This is a genomic window from Massilia oculi (assembly GCF_017582745.1).
Lineage (GTDB): Bacteria > Pseudomonadota > Gammaproteobacteria > Burkholderiales > Burkholderiaceae_D > Telluria > Telluria oculi_A.
The window spans coordinates 25,100-34,374 of sequence record NZ_JAFVIM010000037.1; the positions used below are offsets into that span (position 1 = coordinate 25,100).

Sequence of the window (9,275 nt, forward strand, 5' to 3'; positions counted from 1 at the left end):
ACCGCTCGAACACGCTTAAGACGGAAAAGTTAGTTGATCGGCCGGTGTGAATTTCGGAGAGTCTTCCCCTATACGTCGTCAACTATCATGTTCGCCTTCGCCTTCGCCTTCGCCGCGCTCGACGCGGCATTGGCATTGAGAGGGCGGCGCAGTGCTGCCTAGCGAAAGAAAAAACGAGTATGTCCCACACAAGCCTCACTCTAGAGTTCGACGACCGACTGACCACTATTTCACACTACTCTCATTATCCGGAGATGATGGTAGCAGTCGGTGATCTTTACCGAAACGCTACTCTGCGTATCTTAGTCCTGGGCGAAAGCCATTACGTTGATCAAGCCGAGGCATCGAATCATCCTGACCTGTGGTACGAAGGCCGAAACATCTCGTGTGTGGCCACGATACCTTATATCTGTACGCGCAAAATTTTCGACAATGCCATCAATGGCCGTAAGAAAAGTAAATCGAAAGCGATTTTCCACTCGTTGGCGAGCGCACTTAGGGCTAGTGGAGTCGTCGGGACCTTGCCTGGCAGCCCGTTGCAGTCGATAGCGTATATGAACTATTTCCAACGGCCAGCGGAAGAAAGCGGCAAATCGCTGAGGGTCCACCCACGCGATGTCATCGAAGCTACGAGCGTTGTCAACGAAGTGGTTTCGATCTTGGAACCTCAATTGGTCGTCTTTGCTTCAAGACTCGCATGGAAGCATGCAAAGGCTGGCTTGGCTGATCAGTTGCAGCAAGTAGGTATCCACACCTTGGACGTTCCTCATCCTGCGACATCTTGGTGGAATCGGCCGTCACAACCGATGAAAGGACAAACAGGTCGCCAGCGATTGGTCAGTGCCATCTTAACGGCGTCATCAAACAGTATGGCCGATCGAAATACGAGCACGAAAAGCTAGGAAAAGGCCCAGCAGCACCCGAAGCCCGCCATGAGCGGGCAACGGCATTAAGAGGGTAGGCACGGTGCCGGTCCAGCGAACGAAAGCGACACATGAATACGAACGAGCAGCAGTGCGTCGGCTCCATCCGCCTGGTGTACGCCGACACGACCAGCAATGAAGTAATCACGCTGGGCGGCGCCGGTTTCATCACCCGCGAGGAAGACGATGCGGCATGGGCGAATGTCCCGGCCTTCGCCGGCGCAACCAACCTGGTTGCCGATCGCCTCGACGCCAACGGCGACATCGTTGACGACAAGCCGGTGTCGGTCGAGACGTGCGAAATCCTGATGGGCGCTTCGATTGAGCAGCTGATCGCCGCTGGCCGCGCCAACCTGGCCGGCGAGCTGGCGAGCGCATAACTGGACCGGAAAACGACATGAGCGACAAAATCAAAATCCGCGTGGCGATCAGCACGCAAAAGATCAACAGCGAGTGCGTGGTCGAGCTGGAGTTCGACCGGGCCGAATGGGAAGGCATGACCGACAAAGAGAAGGATGACGCTTGCCGGGAGGCTGCGTTCTCGATGATGGAATGGTACTGGAACGAAGTCTGACGCCGAGGAAAAGGCCCAGCAGCACCCGTAGCCCGCCGTCGAGCGGGCATCGGCATTGAAAGGGTTGGCACGGTGTCGGCCCGTCGAACGAAGCGGAGAAGTAGATGCGAAAACCTTTGACTGTCCCATTGAGCCTAGCAGATAAAGGCCAAATCGCAACGGCAGTTATCGTCGTTGTTGCTCTCGTGTTCTGGATCGCGTCACCGTGGGTAATCTCAATAACGGCGTCGCTGGACGCCATCGTGTTGCCGACGCCGTTTGATCGCTTGTCCATGGGTAGCGTGGCCTATGGCATCCTCGCAGCGTGTCTACTGACGAGCGCCCCCTCGGTGTACCAAGGACTATGCACGGCCTTAGTCCAATCGCGCGCCCTGGTCGTCAACCACGACTAAGCACGGAAAAGCATGAGCACCTACTATTACCTCGTGTGCCTGGAAACGATGCAGTCGGTTGAAGTGGCCGCCAGCATCGGCGGTATGGACGGCGGCAGCGTCCGGTCAACCCAAGAGCCGAAAGCGCTCGCAATGTTCTGCATAGCGCACGCCGGGATGGGCGTCGAAATGATGAACGACGACCAACTGGAGGGTCGGAAAATGGATCACGGCGAGCTTACCGAATGGACCGCCGCGAACGCTGAGGAACGTTTTAAAGCAGTGGCCGGCGAAACCCCGCCGAGCTACGACTAGACCAGCGGAAAAGGGCAAGAGCGATAGGCGGTTTGATCGGCTTGACGGCCTGGTACTTTGACCGCGAGCAGGACTAAAGGAAACACCCAGCAGTAACCATGCCGCGCTCGACGCGGCTGAGGCATTGAGAGGCTGGCATCGTGCCGGCTGCAATAGGAGCAGCCATGACATATCAACGGACAAAGAATGGAAACACATTCACACTTTGGATCGCGATCGCGGTTGTACTCACCGGATCGCTCGGCTATCAGCTGAATAGTTATGACAGCGATACAATGGTTGCCGTATTGGGCGCTCCGTTTCGACATGCGGTCGCATCCAAAGCAATGTTTTGGGTAGCGGTGTTCACGATACACATTGGTGGCTTATTGGCGTTCTTAATGGAAGAACGTCGCATCAAAATCCTATGCACCAGCGCGTTCGTATTACTAAGTGCATACGTAGCGGCGTTCCTGGCTGTAACCGCTCCCTAACGATATCGGAAAAGCGCCGCGTGCGCCCGACAGCCGGCCGGTAGCCGGTATTGTTTGAAAGATGAGTATGACGAACACCGTTGCTGAACGTGTGATTGACTTCTTGGGGAATCTGCAAGGCATGGACCGCTTCATGTCCTTGATCGAAAACCCTCGCACCGCTGTGATCGACCTGAACACTGGTGCCATCATCGAAGCAGATCCCGGCTTTCCCGAGGCCGATATGCTGGTCTACGAACGCGCGAATGGGGTCAAATCGCGCGTCCACACCTATAAGCTCATCGAGCCGCTTTTTCTGCGCCATGCCTATGAGCTGTCGATTACGGAAGGTGGCACGGTTAAAGAACAGTACCAGCATATTTCTGAGCACTTCCGACGCAAGACCGGATACGGCGAGTAAGGCCGGAAAACGGTCTTTAACGGTCAAAACGAAACTCAAGGGATTACGAAAACTATGAAATCGTATTTTGAAAGAAATCAGCGGTGGCTTAAGCCGACCTTTGGCGGCCTCATGATCGCAATGAGTGCGATCATTGTCCTGGTGATGGGTGGGCAGAACGCCGATACGGTGCCGGCGTGGCTTCCAGCAGTTGGCCTCATCGTTGCTGGCTTCGGTGCTGGCCTCGGCGCCATGTTCACTGATACCACTTCCGCCTACATCGTCCGCTTCGTTGGAACCGCAGCTGGGTTTGCCGTCATCCTCAACGCGATCTTCAGGTAGGCCGGAAAAGCCGCTCGGTAACTAAAACGAAACTCTAGGGATTACAGAAAAAAGTCATGGGCAAAATCTACACCGCTATTTTTGCAACTCTTTTCGGCGTATCTGTTCTCGCTGCCCTTGTTGGCGGCGTGATGTGGTTCGCCGTGACCTGGTTAGACTTTTCTTCCCCCACTACACTTCCGTTGGGGTGGGCTGCAATCGGCTTCTTCGTCATGGCCCATGTCTTCGCATTTTTGATGGTATTGGCTCGCAACTTGAGCAAGCCAGTGGCGGCATAACAGTCTCGGAAAACATGGAAATTACCTGGACTAGAAGCGGTGCCACGATGCCAGGCGGCTTTGTGAGCGATGTTCTTGGCTACCTTGTTTTTTTGAAGCCAGAGATCAGCCACGGGATCATTCTGTGGCACTGGACTGTCCAGAGCGGCGGCGGTTGGAACTGGCTGGGCGGCGCCGAGGTAAAAGTACACAGCGAAGGCCGTTGCCCAACGGTTGGCACGGCCGAGGAAGACATCCTCGAAGCGCTGCAAAATCTCGGCGTCGAGTTTGAATAGGAAAACTAGATCATGACAATGCCGGATCTGACCAATCCAACTACTACTGTTCTCGGACACATCGTAGTCCGTTTGTGGACCATCACGATTATCGGCGTCAGTGCGTGGCTCTCGGCGCTCAGTATCAAGTGGCTAAGCTCAGTGTTAGACAATACGATAGTCACCGTTGCAGCAAATCTGACAGTGATAACGATGGCATTCGGTTTCCCTATTTTGATGGTTGCTGTTGCTCTTGGCTTGCTCGATCGCCTAAATCCGTTCTATGGTCTTTGGAATGAGTTTCAAGACCACAAGAAACGTGCGTGACCTCGGAAAAATCTATGTTCTCGAAACTTGCTATATTGGCTGTGTCCGTTGACGCCGGCACGCGAGACCATGGTGAGATGGGAAGCAGACTAATCAGGTGAATTGACTAACGATGATGTTGTATCGGAGCGGGTGAGTGGAAGCGTCAACCGTGCGATAACGCCGCCGCCAGGATTTTCGATTAGTTCTAAATTCCCCACTGGACCGTGGAGCTGCCTAAGGCGTTCTCGAAGGCTGAGCAAGCTAGTACCAAGACGGTGGCTAAGTGGATCGGCCACTAGTCCTCGGCCGCTGTCGCGCACTTCGACGCGAAGAAATCCATCATGGATGAGGGCGCGTAAGACGATCTCGCCCCCATCGATCATAGGTTCTACCCCGTGCTTCACGGCGTTGTCTACCAGCGGCTGGATGAGCATAGGTGCGATAGACAAACAGCGCAAATCGGTGGCTGCGTCAATGTGCCAATGCAAGCGAGCACCCATGCGCACATCAAGCACCTGGAGGTAAGCGGCGGCCAAGTCCAACTCGGCGCCCAGCGTGACGATACTGGTCCGGCTAACTGCCAGGCTTGTCCGCAGGAAGTCGATCAGACCTTCCAGCAACCGCCGTGCTTGGGCCGGCTGACTTTCGATCAAACTTACCGCATTTGCCAAAGAGTTATACAAAAAATGCGGTTCAATCTTAGCCCGTAAGGTACTCAGCTGCGACTCTGCCATTAACCTCGCTGCATTGGAAATTTGTTCCTGCTGACGTGACGCGGAGGTCTGGCGCTCGATGCGACGCTCGCCAGCGACCAGCATCGCAAGCATGGCCACGCCAATCACCAGTCCACTGGCAAGCAATCCGCCGATATCGCCAACATCCAGGTATGGCGCGGTCAGCGTTCCGGCAAGGATGCTCGCCGCTAGGGTGATGCCGAAAATGCTGGCCAGGACGATCGCTGTCAGTTTGAGCAGCCGCCCAATTAATCGACTAGAGGAACGCGGCACTGCGGCGCCCAATACCAGAAGCGCGCAGTGGATTGCAAAGCCAACGCATTGCGAGATTAGCAGGCTATGGCTAAATAAAAGGTGGAATGGCGCTGGTCCAATGCCGAAGCTGTGTAGCGCTGCTGAGATCACCAAGGCTATTAGCGTGTTCAAAAGCGCAGTGTAGAGCAGGTCGCACGCATGTGACCTTGGCCAGCATTGAAACACTGGGAAGAGATCTAGAGGATGGCCGCGTCGTGGCACTGAGGTTTGCAAAGTCGATTTCATTGTTGGCGAGCAACCTTATCGTTCGCTAAGAATAATTCAAGGTAAGCCATCGTGCATGAGCGAGACGATGCGCACGCTGGTGCGCTTGCTCGGCAACAAGATGGAGCGGTCGGGCAAATTTGGTGTGAAGTTCTGCAGAAGAAAGTTAGTTCATTTCAGACGCCAATGGCAGATGACATGAACTATTGTGAACGGTCAGCTAATGCTGCAGGATGGTTTGCGACGAAGCAGCGCATGCTGTCGCCAGATGTCACTAGACGGCGCGAACTGCACGCGCCGTATGAGCTGGAGCAGCGCCGGCGCTCCGTTATCGCTCCATGAAAGCGGTCAACAAGCTTGTGCCGTTCATAAACCTCCGATGATAACTCGTATTATCATCGTTGCTTTTATGCTTGTTTTGGCCGTGAAACACGTTTAGGATGGGGTATCTCGGCAGTTTTCGTTGCCGACAATAAAGTTTGATACTGCCCATCCGAATGTACTCATCGATCGAACGCAACAGCACCGCAAGCATCCAGCCGCCGCACCTTGCCACCGACCACCAGGTGGCGGCATGACCCAGCACACTACCGTCGAGCTACCGCAGCTAACCTACAATCGCAGCGATTACACCGCGCTGCGCGCATACGTCCTGAAAATCCCCCTGCAGCGCATCGCTGATCTGTACTACAGCGAAGACAGCCCTCAAGTCGAACAAGGCCTGGAACGCTGGCTACTCGACATGCGCGCGAACCTGATCGAGCGAGCCATCGCGCACAACCCAGGGGCGGCCGAGGCGCTCCAGCACGCCCGCCAAGGTGGCGCGATCACGACCAAGGCGCTCGAGATCCTGATCCAAGCTGCGGACCTGCCAGAACCAGTACCAAGCCGGGTGCAGCGCATTTCGCAATGGTTCAAGCCCAAGACCGTAGAGGCGTTCAAAGACGAAGGCATCCTTACGCTCGGTGACCTGGTCGACCTGATCAACCGCCGCGGCGCGAGCTGGTGGCGCTCGGTACCGCGCATTGGCGCCGGCCGCGCTGGCTCGATCATGCGCTTCCTGCAGAAGTGGCCCGACGAGCTTGGCGAGATAGGAGTTGAGCGCAACCACCTCGTGCCAGCCGACACGTTCGATCTGCTGCCTGTGCTTGACCCTACTAGAAAGCGCGAAATCGCGCCGTTCGGTACGTTCCAGCTGCCACGATGGCTGGCAGGCTACGACGGCGCCAATCGCGCTCCAGCGTTCTGCTTTATCTCAGCCCGGAACGACCTTGAAGCAATCCAATGCTTCCTGGCGCGGTACGCTGGCCAGACGCACACGCTGCGCGCTTATACCAAGGAGCTGGAGCGCTTCATCCTCTGGTGTGCTCTTGTCGCGTGCAAGCCGATGTCGTCGCTGCTGGTGGATGACTGCGAGGCATACAAGAATTTCTTGGTCGCTCCCCTGCCGGAGTTTTGTGGCCCCCGCACGGTCAAGACAAGCAAGCGCTGGAAGCCGTTTGCAGAGACGCGCATGAGCGCAGCGTCACAGAAACAGGCGCTGCTGGTCCTGCGCGCTGCGTTCGATTGGCTGGTCAAGGTCAGATATTTGTCAGGGTCGCCCTGGGCGGCTGTGAAAGACCCTACGGTCGTTGAACAGGTCGAGAAGATGGATATCGAGCGAGCCTTGCCGAAGGACCTTTGGGACAAGGTGATCGATGTCCTCACGGAGCGCTCCTCTATTCCGGAAAACCAGCAGGACCGGGTGGCCCTCGCCGCGATCCTGCTGATGGGTGACTCCGGGCTGCGTCGCGCAGAAGCGGCCAGCGCCCGTCGCGGTGCGCTCAAGAAAAGCCGGTACGGCACGACGGTCTGGATGCTCGAGGTGCTGGGCAAGCGCAGCAAGATGCGCAAGGTGCCGGTTAGCCCAAGGACAATCGCGGCGTTACGCGCCCACTGGCTCGATCGAGATGCGGATTTCGATGCGCAGGGGATCGATCTGCCTCTACTCGCTCCGATCGTGGTGCCTGGGACGGAACGGGCCTTGTCGAAGCACGTCGACCTCGGCACGAAGGGGTACAACCCGAACTCGTTCTACGACCTCATCGCCGGGGCCTTACGGCGCGTGAGCAAGCATGGCGGTGCGCTGGCGCCTGAGCACACCGCGAGCCTGACGCCAGAACACCTGGCACAGCTTGCCGCGACCTCGCCACACGCATTCCGGCACACGTTCGGGACACTGGCGGTGGAAAAGGACATGCCGATCGTGGTGGCGCAGGAGATCCTGGGTCACGCAAGCGCGTCGACGACTGCCATCTATGTCAAGGCGCGAGAGAAGCGCATTGTCGAGGAGGCAGAGATGTATTACGCCCAAGAGAAAAGCGGCAGTCCCGGTTGATTGGATACGCGCTGGGAGCCGCCTCCCGTATCAAGAAGGACGCTTTATGAGAATGACGTGGATAGGTGCCGTCGTTCCTTAAAACGTAATACTAAGGGTAGTTCGCCGCCTACGAGCGAGCTGTACCGACATATGCGATAGGGTCCATGTCATTTTCTTCCTCTTTCCAAATCAGCAAGAACCGCGTCAATGTCAATTTCTTTTTCGGTGAATGTGTAGTTATCGTTCTGGTAAGTTTTTATGTATAGATATTTGACTGGGGAAAATGCTTGCTCAACCTTTTTCGAGACCTTCATAAGCCCCAAAAGCACTACCAATACCAACGGACTCCCGTTTTTGAAGTTCTTCTCACGTACGCTGACGCCGAACGAAGCGATATTAGTGCGCTTAATGCGGGCGCTACCGATTTGAATAAATTCACTCATCTCACATCCCTAGTTCAAAGATGCATCTTACCACCGATATTTCCCTGTCGAAACATTCAACGCATGACTTGAGCCTGACGCCCGAGACCCTTGCTCAGCTGACGCTACCTCGCCGCAGGCCTTCCGGTATACTTTCGGGACGTTGGCAGTCGAGAAGGCCATGCCGATCGTGGGCGCAGGAGATCTTGGAACACGCAAGCGCGTCGACCACGGCAATTTGGCTCAAGGCCCGGGAAAAGCGGATAGCTGAAGCGGCCGAGAACTACTATGCTGCCGCGGAAGCCGAAACGCTGGATCGTAGCGTTAATAAGGGAACGGAATAGTTGAATGTCGCTGGGAAAAAGTTTCACCATTGCGGAAGCTGCAGAACTACTTGGCGTGTCGGTACCGACTTTATACAACTGGAAAAGGGACGGCACATTGCGTCCTAACGGAGAGCCTACCGGGCGCCAGCGCATAGCGTATTCCGAACAGCAGCTTCGCGATCGCCTCAGTCTCCCACTCGACGCGCCTCCACTTACGTCTCCGCAACTGATCCGCTTGAGCGCCGCCGTGGTCGCAAAGCAACTGGGCATTTCGATCGATCAACTGGACCGTCTCGAGGATGCTGGCCCCACAGTTAACGCTGCTCGTTCCATCACCAACCGGCGACTCTACACCGCTGAACAGATTGGCGCCCTGCGTGCCAGACTGGCGGATGGTGGGCCTATTCTGCCGGGTGTATCGCCTCGGGTAGCTAAAAGCCTGGTAAGCCGCAGTGAAGCTGCGGAACTTTGCAATGTAAACGTCCGGACTTTGCATCGATGGGAGACCCATGGGAAACTCGTCCCGGTAGCGCGCTTCGGCCAACAGTGTTTTTACCTGAAAAAACAAGTCATTGAGGCTTTGTTGCATAAATCAATTGAGCGCGTAGTACCCCAAACCCCAGACGGATTTACGGCATGGTCACCGCTACGGTCGTGGGCGTGCCCAAGCGCGTGAAGCGATTGAGGATGGCGGCAC

The 9,275-nt window shown here is 56.1% G+C and carries 13 protein-coding genes and 1 pseudogene; 12 read left to right on the top strand and 2 right to left on the bottom strand.

Annotated elements, in window-relative coordinates:
• Positions 1-179: 179 nt before the first annotated feature.
• The 10 genes from J3U95_RS26445 to J3U95_RS26490 all read left to right on the top strand — a co-directional run bounded on the left by J3U95_RS26445 (position 180) and on the right by J3U95_RS26490 (position 4,236).
• Positions 180-902, top strand: a complete 723-nt coding sequence (locus J3U95_RS26445) for a hypothetical protein (RefSeq protein WP_152570894.1) — start codon at positions 180-182, stop codon at positions 900-902.
• Positions 903-994: 92 nt separating this feature from the next.
• The gene (locus tag J3U95_RS26450; RefSeq protein WP_036209486.1) at positions 995-1,303 is read left to right on the top strand and encodes a hypothetical protein; all 309 of its coding nucleotides are present in this window, start codon (positions 995-997) and stop codon (positions 1,301-1,303) included.
• 17 nt (positions 1,304-1,320) lie between these two features.
• Entirely contained in the window at positions 1,321-1,497 is a 177-nt protein-coding gene (locus tag J3U95_RS26455) for a DUF7167 family protein (protein ID WP_161783949.1), read from the top strand.
• 404 nt (positions 1,498-1,901) lie between these two features.
• Positions 1,902-2,183, top strand: a complete 282-nt coding sequence (locus J3U95_RS26460) for a hypothetical protein (protein WP_036209494.1) — start codon at positions 1,902-1,904, stop codon at positions 2,181-2,183.
• 164 nt (positions 2,184-2,347) lie between these two features.
• Positions 2,348-2,656: a hypothetical protein gene (locus tag J3U95_RS26465; RefSeq protein WP_152570895.1), complete on the top strand. Its 309-nt coding sequence runs from the start codon at positions 2,348-2,350 to the stop codon at positions 2,654-2,656.
• A 67-nt stretch (positions 2,657-2,723) separates the two neighbouring features.
• Positions 2,724-3,056, top strand: a complete 333-nt coding sequence (locus J3U95_RS26470) for a hypothetical protein (protein WP_208281525.1) — start codon at positions 2,724-2,726, stop codon at positions 3,054-3,056.
• A 54-nt stretch (positions 3,057-3,110) separates the two neighbouring features.
• A complete protein-coding gene (locus tag J3U95_RS26475; protein WP_208281526.1) occupies positions 3,111-3,377 on the top strand; it encodes a hypothetical protein in 267 nt (88 codons plus the stop codon).
• A gap of 56 nt (positions 3,378-3,433) precedes the next feature.
• Entirely contained in the window at positions 3,434-3,655 is a 222-nt protein-coding gene (locus J3U95_RS26480) for a hypothetical protein (RefSeq protein ID WP_208281527.1), read from the top strand.
• A gap of 14 nt (positions 3,656-3,669) precedes the next feature.
• Entirely contained in the window at positions 3,670-3,930 is a 261-nt protein-coding gene (locus tag J3U95_RS26485; RefSeq protein WP_208281528.1) for a hypothetical protein, read from the top strand.
• A 12-nt stretch (positions 3,931-3,942) separates the two neighbouring features.
• Complete coding sequence (locus J3U95_RS26490; protein WP_208281529.1) at positions 3,943-4,236, top strand: hypothetical protein; 294 nt, start codon at positions 3,943-3,945, stop codon at positions 4,234-4,236.
• Positions 4,237-4,325: 89 nt separating this feature from the next.
• Here the strand turns inward: J3U95_RS26490 and J3U95_RS28675 are convergent, their stop codons facing one another.
• Positions 4,326-5,225, bottom strand: coding sequence for a sensor histidine kinase (locus J3U95_RS28675; RefSeq protein ID WP_208281530.1), 900 nt, complete (start codon positions 5,223-5,225; stop codon positions 4,326-4,328).
• An 820-nt stretch (positions 5,226-6,045) separates the two neighbouring features.
• On the opposite strand from J3U95_RS28675, the gene J3U95_RS26500 reads away from it, so the two are divergent.
• Positions 6,046-7,848, top strand: a complete 1,803-nt coding sequence (locus J3U95_RS26500; RefSeq protein ID WP_208281531.1) for a phage integrase family protein — start codon at positions 6,046-6,048, stop codon at positions 7,846-7,848.
• A 149-nt stretch (positions 7,849-7,997) separates the two neighbouring features.
• Here the strand turns inward: J3U95_RS26500 and J3U95_RS26505 are convergent, their stop codons facing one another.
• Positions 7,998-8,273: a hypothetical protein gene (locus tag J3U95_RS26505; protein WP_208281532.1), complete on the bottom strand. Its 276-nt coding sequence runs from the start codon at positions 8,271-8,273 to the stop codon at positions 7,998-8,000.
• A 327-nt stretch (positions 8,274-8,600) separates the two neighbouring features.
• Here J3U95_RS26505 and J3U95_RS28905 point away from each other — a divergent pair.
• A pseudogene (locus J3U95_RS28905) lies at positions 8,601-9,101 on the top strand (MerR family transcriptional regulator); the annotation flags it as partial.
• Positions 9,102-9,275 lie beyond the last annotated feature (174 nt).

Bases quoted from the DNA above. Each gene is read 5' to 3' on its own strand.
- J3U95_RS26470 (WP_208281525.1), top strand. From the start codon at position 2,724: ATGACGAACACCGTTGCTGAACGTGTGATTGACTTCTTGGGGAATCTG.
- J3U95_RS26445 (WP_152570894.1), top strand. From the start codon at position 180: ATGTCCCACACAAGCCTCACTCTAGAGTTCGACGACCGACTGACCACT.
- J3U95_RS26455 (WP_161783949.1), top strand. From the start codon at position 1,321: ATGAGCGACAAAATCAAAATCCGCGTGGCGATCAGCACGCAAAAGATC.
- J3U95_RS26465 (WP_152570895.1), top strand. From the start codon at position 2,348: ATGACATATCAACGGACAAAGAATGGAAACACATTCACACTTTGGATC.
- J3U95_RS26460 (WP_036209494.1), top strand. From the start codon at position 1,902: ATGAGCACCTACTATTACCTCGTGTGCCTGGAAACGATGCAGTCGGTT.
- J3U95_RS26480 (WP_208281527.1), top strand. From the start codon at position 3,434: ATGGGCAAAATCTACACCGCTATTTTTGCAACTCTTTTCGGCGTATCT.
- J3U95_RS26505 (WP_208281532.1), bottom strand. From the start codon at position 8,273: ATGAGTGAATTTATTCAAATCGGTAGCGCCCGCATTAAGCGCACTAAT.
- J3U95_RS26500 (WP_208281531.1), top strand. From the start codon at position 6,046: ATGACCCAGCACACTACCGTCGAGCTACCGCAGCTAACCTACAATCGC.
- J3U95_RS26490 (WP_208281529.1), top strand. From the start codon at position 3,943: ATGACAATGCCGGATCTGACCAATCCAACTACTACTGTTCTCGGACAC.
- J3U95_RS26450 (WP_036209486.1), top strand. From the start codon at position 995: ATGAATACGAACGAGCAGCAGTGCGTCGGCTCCATCCGCCTGGTGTAC.
- J3U95_RS26475 (WP_208281526.1), top strand. From the start codon at position 3,111: ATGAAATCGTATTTTGAAAGAAATCAGCGGTGGCTTAAGCCGACCTTT.
- J3U95_RS26485 (WP_208281528.1), top strand. From the start codon at position 3,670: ATGGAAATTACCTGGACTAGAAGCGGTGCCACGATGCCAGGCGGCTTT.